The sequence below is a fragment of the Burkholderia sp. LMU1-1-1.1 genome (genome assembly GCF_040675865.1).
In the GTDB taxonomy this organism is placed as follows: domain Bacteria; phylum Pseudomonadota; class Gammaproteobacteria; order Burkholderiales; family Burkholderiaceae_D; genus Rugamonas.
Genome location: NZ_JBEGHG010000086.1, coordinates 119,733 through 142,213 on the forward strand (window position 1 = coordinate 119,733; position 22,481 = coordinate 142,213).

Sequence of the window (22,481 nt, forward strand, 5' to 3'; positions counted from 1 at the left end):
CGCCACCGTACACCGCACTTGTTACACTTTGGCTTTCGGCTTATCAAGACATCATGGCGGCCCTCTCCGTTACCACCCTGTCCTTCCCTGCGGCCGTTGGCGCACGGTCGTACCGCTTCATCGGCGGCGGCACGCCCATGCGCGACATGGTGCGCGATTTCCCGTGGCAAGACACGGTGCTGGGCGCCATCGACGACTGGCCCGCCGCGCTGCGCGCCGGTGTCGGCATCGTCATGCACTCGGTGCACCCGATGTTCCTGTGGTGGGGCGACGAGCTGATCCAGGTGTACAACGACGCCTACGTGCCGTGCTTCGGCGAGGGCAAGCATCCGGCCGCGCTCGGGCAGGGCGGACGCGCGTGCTGGACCGAGATCTGGCCCATCATCGGCCCGCAGATCGACGAGGTGCGCAACGGCGGCGAACCGCGCTGGTACGCCGACAACCTGGTGCCGATCTGGCGCAACGGCCGCATCGAGGATGTCTACTGGAGCTATACCTACACGCCGGTGTTCGGCGAGGACGACCGCATCGCCGGCGTGCTGGTGGTGTGCACCGAGACCACCCGCCAGGTGCTGGCCGAGCGCCGCCGCCACGCGCTCGACCTGCTGGCGCGCCGGCTGCTGGCCTGCCGCAGCGAGGCCGATGTGCGCGCCGGCATCGCCCTGAGCGCCGGCGACGATCCGGGCGACCTGCTGTCGGTGGACCTGCTGCGCGGGCCGGGCGCGGACGCGGTCGACGGCGCCGACCTGGCCGTCGGCGACCCGGCCGTGGTGGTCATCCGCGGCGCCGACCTGCAACTGTGCGACGAGCTGGCGCTGGCGTTCCGCGTGTCGTCGCGCTTGCCGATGGACGCCTCGTTCCGCCAGTTCCTGGAGCAGTACACCGCCACCGTGTGCGCCACCCTGAGCCGCCTCGACAGCGACCGCGCGCTGGCGCAGGCGATGGCCGAGAGCGAGCGCCTCAACGCCGACCTGAACGCGTCGGCGCGCACCAAGGACGAATTCCTGGCCATGCTGGGCCACGAGCTGCGCAACCCGCTGGCGCCCATCGTCACCGCGCTCAAGCTGATGAAGCTGCGCGGCGGCGAACACAGCGAAACCGTCCACGAGCAGGAGGTGATCCAGCGCCAGGTCGACCATCTGGTGCGGCTGGTGGACGACCTGCTCGACGTCTCGCGCATCGCCAGCGGCAAGGTCGAGCTGCGCAAGGAGACGGTCGCGCTGGCGGACGTGCTCAACAAGGCGATCGAAATGGCCAGTCCGCTGCTCGAGCAAAAGCAGCACCGGCTGCTGGTCGACGTGGCGCCGGTGCGTTGGCACGGCGATCCGGCGCGGCTGGCGCAGGTGGTGTCCAACCTGCTGAGCAACGCGGCGCGCTACACGCCGGCCGGCGGCCACGTGACCCTGGCCACCCGCGTCACCGGGCGTTCGCTGACGATACAAGTCACCGACGACGGCTCGGGCATCTCGCCCACCTTGCTGCCGCACATCTTCGACCTGTTCGTGCAGGGCAACCGCATGGTCGACCGCGCCAAGGGCGGGCTGGGCATCGGACTGGCGCTGGTGCGCAACCTGGTGCAGATGCACGGCGGCGAGGTGGCCGCCTACAGCGCCGGCGAAGGGCGTGGCAGCACCTTCACGCTGACCTTGCCCGAGTCGGTGGTGGAGGAGGCCGAGTCCGGCAACGCGGGCGCGGCCGACAGCGCGCCGGCGCAGGGCGGCGGCGTCCGCGTGCTGGTGGTCGACGACAACCAGGACGCCGCCGATTCGCTGGCCGACCTGCTCGGCGCGCTCGGCTACAGCGCGGCGGTGGCCTACGATCCGGCCCACGCGATCGCCGAGGCCGGCAGGGCGATGCCGCAGGTGGCCATCCTCGACATCGGCCTGCCCGGCATGGACGGCTTCGAGCTGGCCGCCCACCTGCGCCGCCTGCCGCGCGGCGAAGGCCTGAAACTGATCGCGCTGTCCGGCTACGGCCAGGAGAACGACAAGCACCGCAGCCGGGAGGCCGGCTTTGCGGCCCACCTCGTCAAGCCGATCAATATCGCCGAGCTCCAGACAACGTTATCATAAAGAGTTGCATTTTTCTTAAATAAACCGCTAGAATAGCTCCCGGGAAACTTTGCGAGGCCGGGAGCCATATGGAATTGGTGTACAAGCACGAAAAAGCGCTGTTCGGCATCATGCTGGCCGTCTCGCTGGTCGTCTGGACCGGCCTGCTGGCGGCGACCCTGGGCATGGCGCTGGTGTATCTGCTGCTGTTCTTCATTACCTACTGTTTCGCGCAGTCGGCGCTGGTGTCCTGGCTCAAGGGCACCGGCGTGCGCATCACGGCCGAACAGTTCCCCGACCTGCGCGAGCGCATCGACGCCTGCTGCCGGCGGCTCGGCCTGGAGCAGGCGCCGGAGGCGTATCTGCTGCAGATGGGCGGCAGCTTCAACGCCTTCGCCACGCGCTTTCTCGGCAATAACTTCATCGTGCTGTATTCGGACGTCGTCGACGCGCTGGAGGAGCGCCCGGACGCGATCAACTTCTACATCGGCCACGAGATCGGCCACCTCAAACGCCAGCACCTGCGCTGGTCGGCGCTGCTGGCGCCGGCTTCCCTGGTGCCGCTGCTGGGCGCGGCCTACGCCCGCGCGCGCGAATACACGTGCGACCGTCACGGCTTCCACGCCTGCGACGACCTCGACAGCGCACAGGTGGGCCTGTCGGCGCTGGCGGCGGGCGGCAAGCGCTGGCGCCAGCTCAGCACGGCCGGCTACGCCGCGCAGGCGCAGCAGTCGTCCGGCTTCTGGATGTCGTTCCACGAGCTGGTGGGCGACTATCCGTGGCTGGTCAAGCGCATGGCGGTGATGCGCGGACTGGCCGGCGGCAACGAGGTCGAGCAGCCCGGCCGCCACGGCCTGGCCTATCTGCTGGCGCTGTTCGTGCCGCGGCTGGGCGTCGGCGGCGCCGGCTCGCTGCTGGCGGTGCTGGCGCTGGTCGGCGTGCTGGCGGCGGTGGCGCTGCCGGCCTACCAGGACTACACGACCCGCGCGCGCATGGCGCAGGTGGTCGGCGTCGGCCAGGAGGCGACGGCGGCGGTGGAGCGCTATTTCTACGCCCACGGCAGCGGTCCGGCCACCCTGGAGCAGGCCGGCTACGCGATGGCCGACCCGAACCACGTGGTGCAGAACATCACGGTCGATGCCGCCAACGGCGCGGTGCACGTGTTCCCGGCCGACCTGAATTATCGCGGCAAGGCTATTGCGTTCACGCCGAGCCTGGACGAGAATAAGCGCGTGGCCTGGCGCTGCGGCAGCGACGGCATCCCGGTCCGGCTGCTGCCGGCCGATTGCCGCGACTAGCTGACCCTCCAGCGCCACCCATCGAAGGACGCCGTTTTGATCACACCGCTGGAAGTCGCCGCCAACGCCGTCATGGCGCTGTCCATCGTGCTTGCCGGCCGCAACAATGTGCATTCGTGGTGGCTGGGCGTGATCGGTTGCTCGATGTTCGCGGTGCTGTTCTACATCTCCAGGCTGTACGCCGACGTCGCGCTGCAAGGCTTCTTCATCGTCACCTGCCTGATCGGCTGGCGCCAGTGGGTGGGCGGCGGCGGCGGGGCGCTGCCGATTTCGAAGGCGCGGCCGCTGCTGGTGGGCTCGATGGCGGTGGCCGGCCTGGCCGCCACCGCCGCCTACGGCCTGATGCTGCAGGCGTGGACCGACGCCTACGCGCCGTTCATCGATTCGGCCGTGCTGATGTTCAGCATCATCGCGCAACTGCTGCTGATGGGGCGGCGCTTGCAGACTTGGCCGTTCTGGCTGATGGTCAACACCGTCTCCATTCCGCTGTACGCCAGCCGGGGCCTGTACCTGACGGCCGCGCTGTACGCGGCCTACTGGTTCAACGCTCTGGCGTCGTGGTTCTTCTGGCGCCGGCAGATGCGCGGCCAGGAGGCAAAGCTACAACTAAGCGCGTAGAAAAACACGACAAAAATCGACATTGTCCTGGGCACGCTCTATCATTCATTTCCAAGTGGAAAAAATATGGAGCACAAAATGCAATGGTTCTATGATCTCAAGATAGGCAAGAAGTTAATTCTGGCGTTCGCGGTGGTCATCGCACTGACTTGCTTCCTCGGCCTGTTCTCGATCAACCAGCTCGTCAAGGTCAACCAGGCCTCGACCGACATCGCCACCAACTGGTTGCCGGCCGTGCGCTACCTGGGCCAGATGCAGACGTCGATGTCGCGCTACCGGATCTCAGAATCGACCCACATCCTGCTGGCCGAGGAGGCCGACATGGCGGCCACCGAGAAATCGATGGCGACCCGGCTCGAGACGCTGGGCAAGCAGCAGGCCTCGTACGCGGCGCTGGTGTCGGAGCCGGAGGAAAAACGCATTTACGCCGAGCTGCAAAAAACCATGGAGGCCTACCAGGCCGAAAGCAAGAAGCTGACGGCGCTGTCGCGCGCCGGCCAGAAGGACGAGGCGCGGGTGCTGTTCCGCGGCGCCTCCAACAAGGTGTTCCGCCAGGTCAACGAGCAGCTCGACGCGCTGGTCAAGATCAACGACGACGGCAGCATGGCGGCCGACACGTCGGCGGCGCAGACGTTCTCGCTGGCGCGCAAGCTCATCCTCGGTACGCTGGCGGCGCTGATCGTCATCAGCCTGGTGCTGGCGACGACCGTGTCGCGCGCCGTCGCCGCGCCGCTGCAGGAGGCGGTGGTGATCGCCCGTCGCGTGGCCGAGGGCGACCTGACCGGCCACATCGCCAGCACCAGCAAGGACGAGACGGGACAACTGATGTTGTCGCTCAAGGCCATGAACGACAGCCTGCTGCGCGTGGTGGGCGAGGTGCGCGGCGGCACCGACACCATCGCCACCGCGTCGGCCCAGATCGCGAGCGGCAACCTCGACCTGTCGAGCCGCACCGAGGAGCAGGCCAGCTCGCTGGAGGAGACCGCCTCGGCGATGGAGGAACTGACCTCGACCGTCAAGCAGAACGCCGACAACGCCCGCCAGGCCAACCAGCTGGCGCAATCGGCGTCCGGCACGGCCACCGACGGCGGCCAGGTGGTGGGCGAGGTGATCGCGACGATGGAGGCGATCAGCGCCGCCTCGCGCAAGATCGTCGACATCATCAGCGTGATCGACGGCATCGCCTTCCAGACCAACATCCTGGCGCTCAACGCGGCGGTGGAGGCGGCGCGCGCCGGCGAGCAGGGGCGCGGCTTCGCCGTGGTCGCCAGCGAGGTGCGCAACCTGGCCCAGCGCAGCGCGGCGGCGGCCAAGGAAATCAAACAATTGATCGACGACTCGGTGACCCAGGTCGACAGCGGCACGGCGCTGGTGCAGCGGGCCGGCACGACGATGACCGAGGTGGTGGCGAGCGTGCGCCGCGTCAGCGACGTGGTGGCCGAGATCTCGGCCGCCAGCCACGAGCAGAGCACCGGCATCGAGGAAGTCAACCGCGCCATCACGCAGATGGACGAGGTGACGCAGCAAAACGCCGCGCTGGTCGAGGAGGCGGCCGCCGCCGCCGGGTCGCTGCAGGAGCAGGCCGCCAATCTGGCGGCGGTGGTCAGCGTGTTCCGGCTGCGCTAAAGCTCGCAAGCCCGCAAGCGTATCGCTCAAAGCCTACGGGTTCACACTCCAAGACACGCCGCGCGCCGTCAGGCCTGCGGCGTTTTTCTTTGGTTCGAGGTGCGGAAGGCGCTCGGCGTGATGCCGTTGCGTTCGCGGAAGGCGGTGGCGAAATTGCCGGCATTGTTAAATCCGATCAGCAGCGCGATATCCTGCACGTCCATGTCCGTGTCGCGCAGCAACTCCTCGCCGCGCCGGATGCGGGCCTCGCGGATGAAGGCGAACACCGTCATGCCGGTTTGCTCGCGGAAGATTTGTGACAATTTTTCCCGGTAGGTGCCGACGCTGCGGGCGATCTCAGCCAGCCCCGGCAAGGTGGCCAGGTTGTCGGCGATCAGGCGCTTGACGGCGGCCACGATGACCGCGTCCGGATCGCTGTCGGCCCCGCCCGCGGCGGCGCGAGTGCCGGCCTCGGGGTCGTTGGAGGCCTGCAGGCCGCGGTCGCTGACCCGGCGCGCCAGGTTCAGGTGCACCTGGATGCGGGCGGCCAGCTCGCCCGGCGAAAACGGCTTGGAGACATAGTCGACGCCGCCGATCGACAGGCCCATGATGCGCTCCTCGTCGGCGTCGGCGCCGCTCAGGAAGATCACCGGGATGTCCTGTGTCACGGGGTTGGCCTTGAGCAGCCGGCACGCCGTGTAGCCGTCCATATTGGGCATGCGCACGTCCAGCAGGATCAGGTCCGGCAGATTGGCCAGCGCCAGCTGGTAGCCCTGCAGCCCGTTGAAGGCCACCGACACCTTGTAGGGCAGCTCGCTAAGCAGGTCGACCAGCACGCGCTGCTCGAACGCGGAGTCGTCCACGATGAGGATTTTGCGCTGCGTACTGTCACTGGCCGTCGGCATGGTTCACCTTGGATGATTGATAAATTCGTGACGCCCTGTTGCGTATTATGCCTATCTTTTAAAAATTTTTAATAGTTTTCTCCGCCTACAGAACCCTGGTCACTTGCAGCAAAAGCACGGTTTTTTTAGATCATCAATAATTGATTCAGTGTTGGGAGATGGCAATTGTAAAATTGTTGTCTTTTGGAATTTGGGTGGTGCGGCACGGCTGCGCGCGGGCCGCCGCCGGTTTGTGGAGGTTCGGCTCGTACCTTCCGCCAGGGTCCAAGCCTGCTTTCCGTCGTGAGTTTTGGAGAGTTTCCAGTATTTTTTTGGTCTATGTTGGAGATGGGAACAGGCCGAAAACTGTTGTTTTATAGAGGAAATAAGTAAACCCCAGGGTTAAAAAGGAGACAAAAATTGACATCGAAAAATACTTACATTGTCACATAGCTATCCCGAATACAACTCGCTCACCTCCGCCGGCCTCGGTGCCGGCAGGTCGACCGCGCAGTGTTTTCCATAACTGATTTTTCCTGTTCAACCTGAACCAAGGAGTTACAAATGAAACATACCGATTTCGGCCGCATGCCTTGCCCTATCGCACGCAGCCTGGGTAAAGTTGGCGAATGGTGGAGCATCTTGATCCTGCGCGACGCCTTCTACGGCCTGTCGCGTTTCGACGAATTTGAAAAGAGCCTGAAGATCGCCCCGAACATGCTGACCCGCCGCCTGGCCGGGCTGGTCGAAGGCGGCCTGATGGAGCGGCGCCAGTACAGCGCCCGTCCCCCGCGCTATGAATACCTGCTGACCAAGGCCGGCCGCGACTTCAAGCCTGTGCTGCTGGCCTTCATCGCCTGGGGCAACGAACATCTGGCACCGGAGGGCGCCAGCCTGCTGGTGGTGAGTCGCGAAACCGGCAAACCGGCCGATCAGGTGCTGGTCGACGCCAACAGCGGCCTGGCCATCAACGACGAAGACTACATGTTCGCGCCGGGCCCCGCCGCCAGCGACACCATGCGGACCCGTTTGATCGAGATCAGCAAACACGCTTCCTAAGCGTTGTTGCGTCCCTAAAAAAGCGCCGGCTTGCCGGCGCTTTTTTTCGTCGCGGCCAAGCTGCAACCGACCATAGCCCGGCACATGAAGTCCGTGCCGCAGATGGCGGCGGGCAAGAACGGGGCGCCGAAAACGCAGTAAAAATTACTCTAAAGAACCAAAATCGCTTTGCATTCAGGCACTTGGCGCGGGGCGGCGGGGGACCCTGAAAACTGTGGAATAATGCTGTCACAGCGTTTAAATACGTTCGGGCAACTAGACCCGGCGGACGACACACAGTCAAAGGACGTCACTTGGTGGACATGTTTGCCCTCGATGAGGAGCTGGCGCGGTGGGAGGCCGTGTTGCCGGAGATATCCGGCGCGGCGCGCTTGCCGTTGCTCGTGGCGCTCGCCTGGCATCTGCGCCAGCGCGCTCCCGCGCGCGCACGCGCCCTGTCCTCCGACATCGTTCCCCTGCTGGGCGCGCTGCCGCCGGCCGACGCGCTGGTGGTGCGCGGCCGCCTGCTGCTGATCGCCGCCGAAGCCGAATGGCTCAACGGCCAGCTCGACACCGCCCAATACCAGGCCGAACAGGCGTTGTCGCTGTTCGGGCAGGCCGCCGACCATCCCGTCGCCGCCGCCGCGTCGGCGCGCGCCCGCGCCGACGCCTGCTGGGTGCTGGCCTGGGTGTCCAACGACCGGGGCGACAGCGCCGCCGGCGACCGCTGGCTGGCGCAGGCCGGCGCGGCCGCCCGCGCCGGCGGCGATCCGGTGCGGGTGGACGTGATCGACGCCGCCGCCGGCATTTGCGCCGCCTTCGGCGATTGGCAGGCCGCGCAGCGGCAATGGGACGGCCGCTTCGACGCCGATCCGGGCGGCCTGGCGCCGATCGCCGCCGGCTGGGTCAGCGATTACTTCGGCACCTGCGCCTTCCAGCGCAGCGAGTACGGCCGCGCCATCGGCCATCTGATGCTCAGCTTCGAGATCGCGCTGGTGACCGGCCAGATCCGCCGCGCCATCATCGTCGCCACCAACATCGGCAACGGCTTCACCAGCCTCAACGCGCACGAGGCGGCGCTGGAATGGATGCAGCGCGGCCTCGACCTGGCGCGTCCGGCCGGCTGGCCGCTGTCGATCGGCATGTGCCTGATGCAGACCGCCGAGACCTTGCGCCAGCTGGGCCAGCGCGAGGCCGCGCAGACCCTGCTGCGCGAGGCGTTGGCGGTGCTGGCGCCGCTGTCCGGTTCGCGCGCCTACGCGGTGGCGCTGGAGTACCAGGGCGACCTGGCGCTCGACCTGGGCAACCACGCGGCCGCGCTCGACAGCTTCACCCGGCTCGCCGCGCGCGGGGACGCGCTGGCGCAGAACGATTTCCAGAGCAGCGCGCGGCGCGGCCAGGCGCACGCGCTGTCGCACCTGGACCGGCCGGACGAGGCGCTGGCCGCCGTGCGCGGCGCGCTGGCGCTGGCGCGCGAGCATGGCGACGCCCTGGGCCAGATCGCCGCCCTCAACGTGCTGGCCGATATCCACGCGCACCACGCGCTGCCCGAGCCGGACCTGATGATGGCGCCCAATCCGGTGCTGCACTACCTGCTGCTGGCGCTGGAGATCGCCGCCACCATCGACGGCTACACGGTGCCCGGGGCGTTGCTCGACGCCACCGCGCGCGAGTACGCCGCCATTGGCGACCACGCGCGCGCCTACGCGATCGCGCTGCAGGCCGGCGCCGCGCGCGACCAGACCCACAGCCAGCAGGCCACCAACCGCGCCATCGCCATGCAGGTGCAGTACCAGACCGAGCGCGCGCAGACCGAGGCCGAGCACCATCGCCAGCTTGCGGCGGCCGAGGCGCAGCGCGCCGAGGTGCTGCAGCAAACCAGCGCCACGTTGGCGCACCTGAGCGCGATCGGCCAGGAGATCACCGCGCACCTGGACGCGGCGGCGGTGTTCCGCGCGCTCGACCGCCACGTGCACGGCCTGCTCGACGCCACGCACTTCTCGATTTTCCTGCTGGAGCCGAACGGCGTGTGGCTGTCGTGCGCGTTCGGCGTCGAGGCCGGCAATCCGCTGCCGGAGGCGCGCTATTCGCTGGCGGACCCGCGCGCCAACACGTCGCGCTGCGTGCGCGAGCAGCGCGAGATCCTGATCGAACTGGGCGAGGCGGATGTGACGCCGAACCTGATCCCGGGCACCTTGCCGACCTTGACGCTGCTGTTCGCGCCGCTGCGCGTGGGCGAGCGCGTGCTGGGCGCGATGACGGTGCAGTCGCTGCACGCCAACGCCTACGGCGAGCGCGAACGGCTGATCTTCCGCACCTTGTGCGCGTACGGCGCGATCGCGCTCGACAACGCCAGCGCCTACCGCCAGGTGGCGGCGACGCTGAAGACGCTGAGCGCGACCCAGGAGCAGCTGCTGGAAAAGAACCTGGAGCTCGAGCGCGCCTACCAGGCGCTCGAGGAGGTCAGCCTGACCGACCAGCTGACCGGCCTGCGCAACCGCCGCTTCTTCCTGCGCAACGTCGACGCCGACGTGGCGATGAGTTTGCGCGGCTACGACGGCGGCCAGCACCGCGGCCAGCCGCCCGAATGCGACCCGCGGGCGCCCAACGATCTGGTGTTCTTCATGGTCGACATCGACCACTTCAAGGAAGTCAACGACCGTTACGGCCACGCCGCCGGCGACGCCATCCTGGTGCAGATGACCGAGCGCCTGCGCGAAGTGTTCCGCGAATCGGATTACGTGATCCGTTGGGGCGGCGAGGAGTTCCTGGTGCTGGCGCGCGCCACCCACCGCGACGACGCGCGCGTGGTGGCCGAGCGCATGCGCCGGGTCGTCGCCGAGCGCGAGTTCGTGCTGCCGGACGGCGTGCGGCTGTCGAAGACCTGCTCGATCGGCTTCGCCTGTTTCCCCTTCCTGCCGGCGCAACCGCGCCTGCTGTCATGGTCGCAGGTGGTGGAGCTGGCCGACCAGGGCCTGTACATCGCCAAGCGCTCCGGCCGCAACGCCTGGGCGGCGTTGTACGGCACCGCGCGCGCCCGCGCCGACGGCCTGTTCCCGCGCCTGATGCATCAGCTCGACGCCGCCGTGGCCGGCGGCGAGGTGCGGCTGGTCAGCAATCTGGAAGGACCGCTGTCGCTGGGCGGCGAGCGTCGCCGCGTGGGCCTGTCGAGCGACCTGGAAACCTGACCCGGTTCGACTACGCCGGCGGCGCCTCCACCACCACCTCGCAGTTGAGCGTATTGGCGATGTAGCATTTGTCGTGCGCCTCGTGGTGGATGGCGTGCAGCTCCTCCTCGCCGGGCGGCGCGGTGCCGGCGAACACGATGGCCGGGCGCAGCGCGATGCGCGTCATCGCCATCTTCCCTTGGGCGTTCTTGCCGAGCGTTCCGATGGCGCGGTCGGTGTAGCTGTCGACCGTGTGGCCCCGTTTGGCGGCGATCGACAGGAAGAACAGCATGTGGCAACTCGACGCGGCGGCCACCAGCGCCTCCTCCGGATCGACGGCGGCGGCGTCGGACATCGGCAGCGGCACCGACAGCGGCGACGACGACGCCGGCACGACGGCGCCGCCGTCGAAGCGCCAGGTGTGCGCGCGGCTGTAGCGCTGCCCGATAAAATCCTGTCCGCCGCGTTTCCATTCCAGTGTTGCCTCGAACTGCATGCGCTGCTCCTATTTGGTGGCTTGGGGGCATCCAGTATCCCACATCGCCGGCAACGAGTCCGGCATGGCCGTTTTCATGTCGGTGACGACCAGCGCCGGCCGGCCGGACAGCTGGGCGTCGACTTCGATCGGCACCCGGCAGCCATGCCAATACACCCGGAGGTTCTTTTCGAGCCGTGAGAATTCCCCCGCTGGTTTGATGAGCAATTGGCCCGGCTCGAGGCGCTCACCGATGACCAGCGTCCAGCCGTCGTGATGAGGATCATCGAACAGGGCGACCTTGTCACGCAGCGGATTGATGATGAGCGTTTCGACGGTGACGGCGGTGTTGCCGGTGTTAAGCACCGAGACGTAGGTGGCCGATTTTTTGACATCTTCTTCCAGGATGTACCACGACGACTGCAGGCGGATGGTTTGATAGCAGCAGCCGGACAGCAGCGCGGCCAGCGCCATCGGCGCGCCGGCCCTCATGGCCGCACCCCGTCGCCGCCGCGCACATGGGCGCGGGAATTGGTCTTGTGGATCTCGGCGGTGATCTTGGCCGTTTCGGTCTGCAGCGTTTTGTCGAGTATGACGAGCTGGGCCAGGATGGCCTTGATCGCGTCGCTATAGTCTGTCCCCGCCGGCAGCTTGCCGGATATCGTTTGCAGCGTACTTTTAATGTCGGTCAGCGTCTGCTCGTTTCTGGTGTTGTTGAGATGATTGATCAGGTTAATCTGCTTGTTGATCAACTGGCCGATATCGTTGCTGATCTTGTTATTGACGCTTGAATTATCGACGATCGATTGCCGCAGGTTTTGCAATTGCAGCGTCAACCCGGCGATATGCGCGGCGACGGCCGGGTCGGCCTCCCGCGGCTGGAAGATTTTCCTGAGCTCGTCGAGGCTTTCCTTGCTGATGGCGACTTCGCCGCCTTTCTTGAGCGCGACCTCGCCATCGCGCAGCGCGAGCGTGCCGACGACACCCGCGCCGAGCGCGCCGGTCGCCGCGATGGTGGTCCACAGCAGGCCGGCCTGGCCGGCCGCGCGCACCGCGCCGGCCGCCCCCGATAGCGACGGGCCGCCGCCTTCCGGGTTGTCGGCCGACCGTTCCGCGGCGGCCAGCTTTTCTTCGCTGGCGTCCACCGCGCCGGCGGGGAAGATCTTCCAGGCTTCGCCCTGCGGAAAGTCCGCCATCACGCTGTGATAGCCGAGCGCGCGGTAGCTTTCGAACTGGACCTCGTCGAAGAACTGGTCGGCGGTCGAGTGGTGGGGGAAGGGGTTCAGCTGCGCCTTGTCGGCCTTGGCGGCATAGCGGGTGATGTCGAGCGGCTCGTTGCCCGACAATAGCGGTTTGATATAAATGATACTGCCGTCGGTGCACGGACCGTCCACGGTGGAGTAGCGGATCACGCCGTGCGCCGAATGTTTATGCTTGTTTTGCTCACCGCGCGTCCAGGCCGGCGTCGGCAGGCCGTCGGGGAAGACAATGGAGATGCCGAAGTCGATGCGGATCTTGCGGATGGCGTTTTCCAGGTCTTCGAATTCGTATTTCGGATCGCAACTGGCGTCGACCACGACGATGCGCCGGCAGCGGCGGCGCACCATCTCGTACAGGCCGAGGTTCTCGAAGTGGCCGCCGTCGCTCAGGTAGACGAAGTCGCTCTTGGCGGTCGTCGCGCCGAGCGACTCGGTCATGATCGACATGGAGCCCCACGGAGGCTCGGAGCGCTGCAGCGCCTTGACGTCCTTCAGCCCGGGATTGGGCAGCCACCATCCCAGGCGGACGTTAAAGAAGGTCATCACGAAGGCGATCAGGGTCGAGGTATGGTATCCCATGCTCGATGACGCGGCCGCGCCGGAGATCGTCATGGCGCGCGCCAATGAAATGCCTTCGGAGGACGAATAAAAATCCGAACGCTGGTATTGGGTGCCCTTCGACCCGGCGAAGTGCGGCGTGACGGTGAACGAGGCGGCCTTGCGTTGCTGCCAAGCGAGCTCCTCGTTGCTGGGCTTGACCAAGTTGAGCGCGATGTTGATCACATGATAAAGCCGTGGTCTCGGTGGCGGCGGGGGAGGGGACGGCTGCACCTTCAGCGGGTCCAGCGCGTCCATCTGCAAATTGTCGTCCGGATCGAATCCTGTGAACGGATTCGGTGAGCGTGCGTCGCGCGCGGCACCTAGATAGGCCCGCACCAGCCGGTTGCCGTACATGCTGTGCAGGGAGAAGGTGTTGGTGCCGAAGTAGCGCGAGGCGATCAGGCCGATGGCGACCAGGCCGGCAAATACGAGGAACTGGCCTTCCAGGCCGGCTTGCGTGGTCTGGATGGCGTAGTAGGTGTCCAGATGGGCGCACAGGCGCGTGTTGGCAAAGATGGCGTTCAGTTTGAGGTGTTGCAGGTCGTCGATCATGGCCAGCACGAAGCTGGTGACGATCAACAGCGCGGTGATGAAGATCGCCGCAGCCAGTTCCAGCACGCGCTCGCCGGCGATGGCGAAGGCGCTCTTGACTTTGCGCGTCAGCCGCTGGCCGTGTTTGCTCCAATAGCCATATAGTCCCGTGACCACGCCCATCCCCCCGGCCGACGCCCCCAACAATTTCGTCCATGGGCTTTGCAGCAGCAGATAGGGGCCGAAGATCACCACCGCGTTGGAGAAAATCCAGAGCAGGCAGGCCCAGAATATCCAGGCGCTGGCGCGCGCCCACCATTCGCGATCGTCCTCATCCGAGAAGCGCTGCGCGAGGCCAACGTAGATGGTGATGGTCAGCCAGCCGGCGGCAAGCAGCGCGGGGACGAAAAAAACGGAGTACAGGCCCGCCGCCAGCATGTCGTTGGGCGCGTAGTGCTCCATGAGGGCCAACTGGGCGAATTTTTTTATTACGCAGAACATCAGGGCGCCGGCGATGGCGCCCGCGCCGCACGCTGCCAGCATCTTCTTGCCGGCCTTTGCGTCAGGGGTGTTTACTTGCGGGCGCAGGGCGAGCAATTGGGCCGCCGTCGTGACCACCGCGCCAGCGCAGACCGCGATCCAGAACATGTTGGTGGTGAAAAAGTCGGGCGTGGCGACGCGGGGAATGGCCCAGCTTTGCGCTATCGCCGCGCAGCACATCGGTATGAAGCATCGCTTCATGAATGTGTCTTCTTTACCTGCTTGCGGGGCGAAGCTTGGCAGACTCGTCAGCGTCTCCTTGAGCCCCCATAGGAGCAATCCCATCATCACGACCAAAAACCCCAGGCCGGCGTTGTACGAGGAGAGCCATGGCCCGGAACGGAAAGTCATCGCAAGATTCAGCCGCGGCAGCATGACCAGCGCCGCCAGCAACGGCAGCAGCATCAGCCAGTGCAAGGTCAGGTTGCGGATAAAGGTGGCGATCAGCGTGATCAGATCGATCGAGAACCCGTGCACCGGGCTCATATAATTGCTGTAGGCGCGCAACTGCCGGACTTGCTCGGGCTCGGGCTTCTCGTTCAAGGGCGCCGCGCCCGTGCGCGCGGGCGCCAGGTGGTCCAGCACCGTGCCGACGTCGCCTTTGCTTCGCGAGATCCAGCTCGACAGCCAGCTGGCGATGTAGCCGCCGCCGGAGACCGAGGACATGTAGTGGAATTTGTCGAGCCATTTGCGTTCGGCCAGCGCTTGCAGCACGCCGAGGCAGAAGGTGGCGCTGCGCACGCCGCCGCCGGACAGGCAGATGGCGGTGCGCTCGTCGCCCGCTGGCAGCGCGTGTACCGCCGCCCGGAACCGGAGCTCGCGTTGCGCGTCGTCTGCGCTGGGCTGGAGGCGCACGCCGTGGAGCAGCATCAGTTCGTACTCCAGCACGCTGGCCACCGGGACCGGCGTCCCTTTCACCGGCGGGCCGGGGCTGAAAAAGTCAAAGGAAGGCTCTGTGGGGAACGGCATGACGGTTCACTCCCGGCTTCGGACGATTTATGTTGTCATATTTATAGTTATCAAGAATAGATGTGAAAATGACCAAAAACAAGCGTTATCGTGGCCGGTGTGGTAATCGCCGCACAGGCAAATACCTTATACTGACGCGCCACCATTTCTTCCCGCTCCCATGAACAAAATCCGCTGCGGCTGGGCCAACCCGGCCAATCCCCTGTACCTGCACTACCACGACACCGAATGGGGCGTGCCGTGCCACGACGAGACGCGCCTGTTCGAGATGCTCAATCTGGAGGGCGCGCAGGCGGGGCTGAGCTGGGAGACCATCCTCAACAAACGCGAGACCTACCGCGCCGCCTTCGACCAGTGGGACGCGGAGAAGATCGCCGCCTACGACGCCGACAAGGTGGCGGCGCTGCTGGCCGATCCGGGCATCGTGCGCAACAGGTTGAAGGTGGCGGCGGCGATCACCAACGCGCAGGCCTATCTGCGCCTGCGCGCCGGCGGCGGCAGCCTCGATCGGCTGCTGTGGGCTTACGTCGGCGGCAAGCCCATCGTTTCCGGAGACGGCCCGCGCGCCAGCAAGACGGAACTGTCGGACCGCATCTCAAAGGACCTGGCCAAGCTGGGGTTCAAGTTCGTCGGCTCGACCATCATCTACGCCTATATGCAGGGCATCGGCATGGTCGACGATCATGATCCGGCGTGCTTCTGCCGGAAGCGGCGCAAGTGACGACGGCGAACGAGCCACGGCGCGTCGTACTCGATACGGACTTCGCCGATGGCGCGCGGTTTCTGGCCGCATGGGCGCGGGCCGCTTCGCCGGCTGGCGCGCCGCTGCATTATCTGGCCGTCGCGCCGCAGCTGCCAGACGCCGAACGCATCGCCGATGCGCGGCTGCGGGACCAATGGCCGCTGAATGTGCCGGGCTTCCACCGGATCGTTCTCGATGACGGCCGCGTGACGCTCGATCTGCTGGTCGGCGCGCTCGACGCCGTGCTACCGCAGATCGAAGCGCGGGTCGACGATTTCCGGATTTTCTCCTGCGCGCCGGCTTTCGCCCCGGCCTTCGCGCGCGGCCTGGCGAAGCTGGCCGCGCCGGGCGCGACCCTGCACGCGCACGCGCCGGACGAGCCGCTGGTGTGGGCGTTGACGGCGGCCGGTTTCGCCTGCCACGCCATCGCCGACACGCGCGATGTCGGCGCGGTCTATCGAAGCCGCAAGCCGCCGCCGCCCGCGGCGCCGCGACCGGAGCGGCGCGCGATCGTCATTGGCGCCGGCCTGGCCGGTTCCTCGGCATGCCATCGCCTGTGCGCCAACGGCTGGGAGGTCACGCTGATCGAACGGCACGCGCGGCCGGCGCAGGAGGCGTCCGGCAACCTGGCCGGCATCTTCATGCCGCTGTTGTCGAAGGACGACAATATCCCGACCCGCTTGAGCCGCGCCGCCTACCTGTTCGCGCTGCGCGAGTGGCGGCGCCTGGGCGGCGTCGGCAAGGCGTTCGACGGCGCCGATTGCGGCGTGCTGCAACTGGCGCGCGACGCCGCGCACGCGAAGGTGCAGCGGGACGTGCTGGCGGCGTGGGATTATCCGCCGGCGTATGCGCGCTGGCTGGCGGCCGACGACGCCGGCCGCTTGCTGGGTGGCGGGACGCCGCACGGCGGCTGGCTGTTCGAGCAGGGCGGCTGGGCGCGGCCGGCATCGCTGTGCGATGCCATGCTGGACGCTTGCGGCGAACGCCTGCGCCGCCTGTTCCACGCGCGGGCGCTGGAGTTGCGCAGGATCGACGGCGAATGGCACGTGATCGGCGCGGACGGCTTGACGATCGCGCGGGCGCCGACGGTCATTCTGGCCAACGGCACCGGCGCCGTCGACATCGCGCAGGCGGCGCGGTTGCCGTTGTCGGCGCTGCGCGGGCAGGTCACGCATCTGGCGCTCGACGATCCAGGTTCGCGGGGCGCCCCCCGGCTGCCGCTGGTGGTTTGCCGCGAGGCCTATGTGACGCCGGCCGCCAACGGCATCGTCTGCGCCGGCGCGACCTACGACAACGACGACGATCCGCACCTGCGCGCGGCCAGCCAGCTGGAAAACCTCACCCGGCTGGCGGAAATCGTCCCCGGCGATGACGTGGCCGCGCTGGCGGCGAGCGCGCCGCTGGCGGGGCGGGTCGGGTTCCGCTGCGCGGCACCGGACCGCCTGCCGCTGTGCGGCGCCTTGCCCGATCACGGCGCCGCCGGGCGCCTGGAGCGCCTGCGCGACGTGCCGCGCCACCCCGGCCTGTACGGCCTGCTGGGCTACGCGTCGCGCGGCCTGATCTGGGCGCCGCTGATGGCCGAGTTGCTGGTCAGTCAACTGGAGAACGCGCCGCCGCCGCTGGAGGCGGGCCTGGTGGCCGCGCTCGATCCGGGCCGCTTCCTGCTCAAGGAACGCCGCCGCAGCCAGTGATTGCGCCGCCACACCGGCGTTGCGTTGGCGCAAATATGGTGCGCACACAAGCGATCCCGGCGTTGGCTTGGCTATATCCCGCAGGATATAATCACCCTTTGAAACGGGCGCGAGCACCGCACAATGGACGAAGACCAAGCGCAGCACTACGAGGGATCGCCAGAGTTGTTGATGTTCCTGGCGTCGACGGTGCACGACATGAAAAATTCGATCAGCGTCCTGAGCGGCACGCTGGAGAACCTGATCGCCGCCTCCGCGCCGCCTCCTTCGGCCGCCGTCGAACAGCCCCAATACGCGCAACTGGGCCAGATGTTGTACCAGACCCGCCGCCTCAACGACAACCTGATCCAGTTGCTAGCGTTGTACAAGGAGGTCGGCAAACCCGGTTATCCGTTCGATCCCGCCGCCCATCGCGTCAGCGAGTTGGTCGACCAGGTCAAGGGCCAGGCGCGCATGCTGCTGCAATCGCGCGGCGTCACGCTCGACGTCGAGTTTCCGGCGGACGCCATCTGGACCTTCGACGAGGAGCTGATCATCGGGGTGCTGGTCCACGCCATCAACAACGCCATCCGCTACACGCGCGACCGCATCCGCCTGGGCGTCAGGATCGACGGCGACTATCTGGAGCTGCGCGTGGAGGACAACGGCGGCGGCTTCCCGCCGGCGATCCTGGAGACCGGCGCCGACGCCATGAAGACCGGCGGCGTCAAGGTCAACTTCCTCAACAACAGCAGCGGCCTCGGGCTGTACTTTTCCAGCGAAGTGGCGAAGATGCACAAGCACCGCCAGCGCCACGGCGCCATCGCGCTGGAAAATGGCGGCGCCCTGGGCGGCGGCTGTTTCATCCTTCGGCTTCCATGAACGCGGAAACCCAGGCCAGCGGCGACGTCGATTGGGCCGAGAAGCGCTATCTGCTGGTCGACGATTTCGTCGGCATCCGCCAGCTGCTGCGCGAGTCGCTGCGCAACCTCGGCGCCAAGCACATCGACCAGGCGGCCAGCGGCGGCGAGGCGATCGTGCTGCTGTCGAAGACGCGCTACGACGTCGTCATGTGCGACTACAACCTCGGCGACGGCAAGAACGGCCAGCAGGTGCTGGAGGAGGCGCGCCTGCGCAACCTGATGCTGCCCAGCAGCGTGTGGCTGATGGTCTCGGCCGAGAAAAGCGTGGAGTCGGTGATGGGCGCGGCCGAGCACCAGCCGGACGCCTACATCATCAAGCCGATCACCGAGGGCGTGCTGTTGACGCGCCTGAACCGCGTGTGGAACAAGAAGCAGATCTTCCGCGAGATCGACCAGGCCTTCGCCGACAAGGACTACCTGCGCGCGGCTCGCCTGTGCGAGGAACAGGTCGCGCTGTATCCGCTGCACGAGATCGACCTGCAGCGGATGAAGGCCACCTTGCTGCTCAAAAGCGGCGTGCCGGAACAGGCGCGCGCCGTGTACGAGAAGGTGCTCGAGGACCGCGACTACAACTGGGCGCGCTGCGGCCTGGGGAAAATCCGCATGAGCGCCGGCGACCTGGAAGCGGCGCAGCAGATGTTCCAGGCGGTGATCGCCGACAACCGCTTTTACATCGACGCCTTCGACCAGCTTGCGCTGTCGTACCAGCAGCAGGGCAAGCACGAGGAAGCCTTCGGCGTGCTGGAAAAAGCCGCCAAGCTGTCGCCCAATTCGGTGCCGCGCCAGCGCGCGTTCGGACAGACGGCGCTGAAGCTGGGAAACATCCCGGTGGCGGAAAAAGCCTTCCGCAAATGCATAGAGATGGGCGAGTACTCGGTGGCCAAGACGGTCGACGCGTATTTCGGCCTGGCGCGCGTGTGCGGCTTGAAGAACGACACCAAGGAAGCGATACGCCTGCTCAACGCGGCGGTCCATCAATTCGGCGGCGACCAGGTCACCCTGCGCGCCAAGATCACCGAGGGCCTGGTCTATCACGAGAGCGGCGACTACCGGCGCGCGCGCAAGTCCGGCGACGAGCTGGAGGCGATGCTGGCCGACGACACCAAGCAGCGTCCGGACAGCGCCACCTGCCTCGATATGGCGAGCTTGCTGTTCGCGGTCGGCGTCAAGGACGCGCCGGTGACCTTGCTGTGCTACGTGGCGCGCAACAACCATGACAACGCGCCGTTGCTCGAGGATGTGCAGAAGATCTTCGACAAGGCGCGCATGGGCGACGAGGGCATCGAGTTGATCAAGGCCTCGCGCCAGGAGGCCTCCGACATGATGAACAAGGGTGTGTTGCTGTGGAAGACCGGAAAATTGATCGAGGCGGTCGAATGGATGCGCGTGGCGCGCAAGGCGCTACCGCACAACATGCGCATCCTGTTTAATTCGGCGCAAATCCTGATCTCGCAACTGCACCAAACTGGCTATGTGCGCGAGCTGGCGGAGGAGGCGATCGGCGTGTTGATGCATGTCGACGCGATCGCGCCGGGCCAGCTGCGTTTCGCGCAGCTGATGGAGCAGCTGGCGATGTTGGCGCCGGTGTCCGGCGTGGTGGCGGCGGCCGCCGCGAGCGAGTACGAGGCCGCCAACGGCGCGGTCCCCGACTGATTCCGGGGTGACGGATGGGCGCAACAGCCAACTTGTTTCCGGGTCACCAAATGATTACACTGAATCGCGGCGCAGCCCTGTCTGCGCCTTGAAATAAAGGGCAAAACGACATGCGTGATATCGCAAAAGAAGTGTATACGAAGATGAAAGTGGGCAGCGTGGCCTGGATACGGCCGGTCGCAGCCAAGGGAGATACCCTCGACAGTTTTCAGTCCGCCCACGACAGCGCAAAGCTGCTTGAGGAAGAGGGCTTGATCGATATCGAAAAAGTGCAGCGCCAGGAAGACGGCATGATCGACGCCATCCGCATCCAGCGCCTGGCCTGAGGCCGGGCGCCGGCCACGGCGTGATCAGGACTTTTCGGAACCGGGTTTGGCGGTTTTCGCCGGCGCGGTTTTGGCCGGGGCTTTCTTCGGCGCCGGCTTGACGGCCGGCTTGTCGGCGGTGGCCGCCTTCGCGCCGCCCGGGCCGGCGTTGGCGCCGGCGTCCGCACCGGCGGGCTTGCCGCCGGCGGTGGCGGCGGCGGCGAATTTGACCGCCGTATCGGTGGCGCGCGCGGCGGCATCGGCCATCATCGACTCGGACGCCATCGCCGTCGATACCGCCTGTTTGAATTGATCCTGCAGCAGATTCCACCACACGGCCGGATTGGGCATTTGTGCGGCGGCGTCCGGGACCGGCTTGGGCGCCGGCGCGGCGTCGGGCGCCTGGGGCGCGGCCTGCTGCGCCGGAGCGGGAGCAGGCGCCGGAGCGGCCGATGGCGCCGGCGGCCATGACGGCGTGCTGGCGGGCGCCTTGTCGGCCTCGCGGGCGTGGTGGAAGAAGGCCGACGCGTACGGGTTGGCGTCGAAGATCGATTTGTCGTTGGCGCCCGTGTTGACGGCGGCGGCCAGGCTGGCGCCGACGGATTTGAGCGTGGCGATGGTCCCGCGCTGCACTTCGAGCGCCTGGATGCTACCGCGCAGCATACTCATATTGAGGTTGAGCCAGGCCTCGACGGCCTTCAGATCGTTGATCTTCTTATCCAGTTCGTCGACCGACAGCGTCGGCGCCGTCAAACCGGGCACGCTCATGCTGCCCCACAGGTTTTTGACAAAGTCTAAAGTGTCCGTCATCACTCCGGCGCCTGGAATGTTCGGCATCTGCGTATTGGCCATATCTGTCTCCTGTGGATTTTAGCTTTCAGCGTAGCAGATATCCGCCCCGCATTCAAAAAGATTTTGACAACATTTCCATGGGCGCGAGGCGACGGACCGATGGCTTTGCCCGAACACGTTAAACTAGCGGCATGACGATTGTTTCCAACCTCTTTCAACGCCGACGCCTGCTGGTCGTATGCGCGGCCACCCTGGCGCTGCATTTGGCAGCGATCGACTGGGCGGGCAATCACCTCGGCTCCTCCGTGCCGCGCACCTCGCCCCATCCACCGTCGGTGATGACGGCGCAATTGCGACTGACCCTGCCCAAGCGCGTCGAGAGCGCGCCGCTGGTGGACGTCAAGCCGCTGGCGCAAGACGCGCCGCGTCCCCGCGCCAGGCGCCCGCCGCCGCCGGCGCCGCTGCCGCCACCGCCGGAATCGGCGCCGGCCACCGATGCGCTGACCGCCATCGCCGCCACCGCGGTGCTGGCGAGCGAGGATTCGGCGCCGGCGTCCGGCAAGAGCGCCAGCCAGGCCCAGGCCGGGGCGGGGCAGGCGCAAACCGGCACGCCGCCGGCGCCCGCCGAGGCGCCCACGCCGGCGCCGGCCGTGCCGGCCGAGGTGGCGCCGCAGGGCACGCGGCGTTATAAGGTGCATCTGCCGCCGTCGGCCAAGTTCGACATGGCGGTGGCGCGGGTGGACGCCGACGGCACCAAATGGACGGGCTCCGCGTCGATGACGTGGCATACTGACGGCAGCCGTTACGACGCCTCGGTCGAAGCGGGTGTCAGCCTGCTGGTGACGCGCGTCAACTTGTTGGTGCTGCGCAGCGAAGGCGTCATCGACGACTACGGCATCGCACCGGTCAGGGTCACCGAGAAGCGCACGCGCCGGGCGGAGACGGCGACCCATTTCAACCGCGACCAGGGCACGATCACGTTCTCGGCGTCCGAGCGCAGCTATCCGCTGCTGACGGGCGCGCAGGACAAGGCGACGGTGCCGTTCCAATTGGGCGGCATCGGCCGCGCCGACGTCAACCAGTTCGGCGGCGACATCGACCTGCAGGTCGGCGACGAGAAGGAGGCGACGATCTTCCGCTTCCAGCTGGTCGGCGAGGAAGAGCTGGACACCAAGATGGGCAAGGTGGTCGCCTGGCACCTGACCCGGCCGCCCAAGCCGGGCACCTATTCGTCGCGGCTGGACATATGGCTGGCGCCGGGCATGAACTGGTACCCGGTCCAGATACGCAACACCGAAGCGAGCGGCGCGCTGACCACGCAGACCGTCTCCAATATCACGATGACAGACTCCGGAAAATAA

The 22,481-nt window shown here is 66.8% G+C and carries 17 protein-coding genes; 12 read left to right on the forward strand and 5 right to left on the reverse strand.

The window, feature by feature from the left end; translation table 11 throughout:
• Nucleotides 1-53: 53 nt before the first annotated feature.
• The 4 genes from MRBLMU1_RS31805 (at nucleotide 54) to MRBLMU1_RS31820 (ending at nucleotide 5,593) form a co-directional block, all read left to right on the forward strand.
• The gene (locus MRBLMU1_RS31805; RefSeq protein WP_363510489.1) at nucleotides 54-2,072 is read left to right on the forward strand and encodes a hybrid sensor histidine kinase/response regulator; all 2,019 of its coding nucleotides are present in this window, start codon (nucleotides 54-56) and stop codon (nucleotides 2,070-2,072) included.
• 68 nt (nucleotides 2,073-2,140) lie between these two features.
• On the forward strand, nucleotides 2,141-3,349 hold the full coding sequence (locus MRBLMU1_RS31810; protein ID WP_363510492.1) for a M48 family metallopeptidase: 1,209 nt from the start codon (nucleotides 2,141-2,143) through the stop codon (nucleotides 3,347-3,349).
• A 36-nt stretch (nucleotides 3,350-3,385) separates the two neighbouring features.
• Nucleotides 3,386-3,967: a nicotinamide riboside transporter PnuC gene (gene pnuC, locus MRBLMU1_RS31815; RefSeq protein ID WP_363510495.1), complete on the forward strand. Its 582-nt coding sequence runs from the start codon at nucleotides 3,386-3,388 to the stop codon at nucleotides 3,965-3,967.
• 78 nt (nucleotides 3,968-4,045) lie between these two features.
• Nucleotides 4,046-5,593 carry a methyl-accepting chemotaxis protein gene (locus MRBLMU1_RS31820; RefSeq protein WP_363510497.1) on the forward strand — a complete coding sequence of 516 codons (1,548 nt, stop codon included), beginning with the start codon at nucleotides 4,046-4,048 and terminating at the stop codon, nucleotides 5,591-5,593.
• Nucleotides 5,594-5,661: 68 nt separating this feature from the next.
• Here the strand turns inward: MRBLMU1_RS31820 and MRBLMU1_RS31825 are convergent, their stop codons facing one another.
• A complete protein-coding gene (locus MRBLMU1_RS31825; protein ID WP_363510500.1) occupies nucleotides 5,662-6,477 on the reverse strand; it encodes a response regulator in 816 nt (271 codons plus the stop codon).
• 543 nt (nucleotides 6,478-7,020) lie between these two features.
• Here MRBLMU1_RS31825 and MRBLMU1_RS31830 point away from each other — a divergent pair.
• Both MRBLMU1_RS31830 and MRBLMU1_RS31835 read left to right on the forward strand, forming a co-directional pair.
• Nucleotides 7,021-7,515: a winged helix-turn-helix transcriptional regulator gene (locus MRBLMU1_RS31830; protein WP_363510502.1), complete on the forward strand. Its 495-nt coding sequence runs from the start codon at nucleotides 7,021-7,023 to the stop codon at nucleotides 7,513-7,515.
• A 302-nt stretch (nucleotides 7,516-7,817) separates the two neighbouring features.
• Nucleotides 7,818-10,682, forward strand: a complete 2,865-nt coding sequence (locus MRBLMU1_RS31835) for a diguanylate cyclase (protein WP_363510505.1) — start codon at nucleotides 7,818-7,820, stop codon at nucleotides 10,680-10,682.
• A gap of 10 nt (nucleotides 10,683-10,692) precedes the next feature.
• Here the strand turns inward: MRBLMU1_RS31835 and MRBLMU1_RS31840 are convergent, their stop codons facing one another.
• The 3 genes from MRBLMU1_RS31840 to MRBLMU1_RS31850 are packed head-to-tail and all read right to left on the reverse strand — an operon-like array spanning nucleotide 10,693 to nucleotide 15,035.
• The gene (locus MRBLMU1_RS31840; protein WP_363510508.1) at nucleotides 10,693-11,157 is read right to left on the reverse strand and encodes an OsmC family protein; all 465 of its coding nucleotides are present in this window, start codon (nucleotides 11,155-11,157) and stop codon (nucleotides 10,693-10,695) included.
• Nucleotides 11,158-11,166: 9 nt separating this feature from the next.
• Nucleotides 11,167-11,628, reverse strand: a complete 462-nt coding sequence (locus MRBLMU1_RS31845) for a hypothetical protein (protein WP_363510511.1) — start codon at nucleotides 11,626-11,628, stop codon at nucleotides 11,167-11,169.
• Nucleotides 11,625-15,035 (reverse strand): patatin-like phospholipase family protein, encoded by a 3,411-nt coding sequence (locus MRBLMU1_RS31850; RefSeq protein WP_363510513.1) that lies wholly within the window; start codon nucleotides 15,033-15,035, stop codon nucleotides 11,625-11,627. The genes MRBLMU1_RS31845 and MRBLMU1_RS31850 overlap by 4 nt, the downstream gene beginning before the upstream one ends.
• Nucleotides 15,036-15,195: 160 nt before the next feature.
• Here MRBLMU1_RS31850 and MRBLMU1_RS31855 point away from each other — a divergent pair, with 160 nt between their 5' ends.
• The 5 genes from MRBLMU1_RS31855 to MRBLMU1_RS31875 all read left to right on the forward strand — a co-directional run bounded on the left by MRBLMU1_RS31855 (nucleotide 15,196) and on the right by MRBLMU1_RS31875 (nucleotide 20,349).
• Nucleotides 15,196-15,756 (forward strand): DNA-3-methyladenine glycosylase I, encoded by a 561-nt coding sequence (locus tag MRBLMU1_RS31855; protein ID WP_363510516.1) that lies wholly within the window; start codon nucleotides 15,196-15,198, stop codon nucleotides 15,754-15,756.
• Entirely contained in the window at nucleotides 15,729-17,468 is a 1,740-nt protein-coding gene (gene mnmC / locus MRBLMU1_RS31860) for an FAD-dependent 5-carboxymethylaminomethyl-2-thiouridine(34) oxidoreductase MnmC (RefSeq protein WP_363510519.1), read from the forward strand. The genes MRBLMU1_RS31855 and mnmC overlap by 28 nt, the downstream gene beginning before the upstream one ends.
• Nucleotides 17,469-17,591: 123 nt before the next feature.
• Nucleotides 17,592-18,329: a sensor histidine kinase gene (locus tag MRBLMU1_RS31865; RefSeq protein ID WP_363510522.1), complete on the forward strand. Its 738-nt coding sequence runs from the start codon at nucleotides 17,592-17,594 to the stop codon at nucleotides 18,327-18,329.
• Nucleotides 18,326-20,023: a tetratricopeptide repeat protein gene (locus MRBLMU1_RS31870; protein ID WP_363510525.1), complete on the forward strand. Its 1,698-nt coding sequence runs from the start codon at nucleotides 18,326-18,328 to the stop codon at nucleotides 20,021-20,023. The genes MRBLMU1_RS31865 and MRBLMU1_RS31870 overlap by 4 nt, the downstream gene beginning before the upstream one ends.
• Nucleotides 20,024-20,133: 110 nt before the next feature.
• Nucleotides 20,134-20,349, forward strand: a complete 216-nt coding sequence (locus MRBLMU1_RS31875) for a hypothetical protein (RefSeq protein WP_363510527.1) — start codon at nucleotides 20,134-20,136, stop codon at nucleotides 20,347-20,349.
• Nucleotides 20,350-20,373: 24 nt separating this feature from the next.
• On the opposite strand, the gene MRBLMU1_RS31880 is transcribed toward MRBLMU1_RS31875, so the two are convergent.
• On the reverse strand, nucleotides 20,374-21,138 hold the full coding sequence (locus MRBLMU1_RS31880) for a PhaM family polyhydroxyalkanoate granule multifunctional regulatory protein (RefSeq protein ID WP_363510530.1): 765 nt from the start codon (nucleotides 21,136-21,138) through the stop codon (nucleotides 20,374-20,376).
• Between the two features lie 173 nt (nucleotides 21,139-21,311).
• Between MRBLMU1_RS31880 and MRBLMU1_RS31885 the strand changes: the two genes are divergently transcribed.
• Nucleotides 21,312-22,481: a DUF3108 domain-containing protein gene (locus MRBLMU1_RS31885; protein ID WP_363510533.1), complete on the forward strand. Its 1,170-nt coding sequence runs from the start codon at nucleotides 21,312-21,314 to the stop codon at nucleotides 22,479-22,481.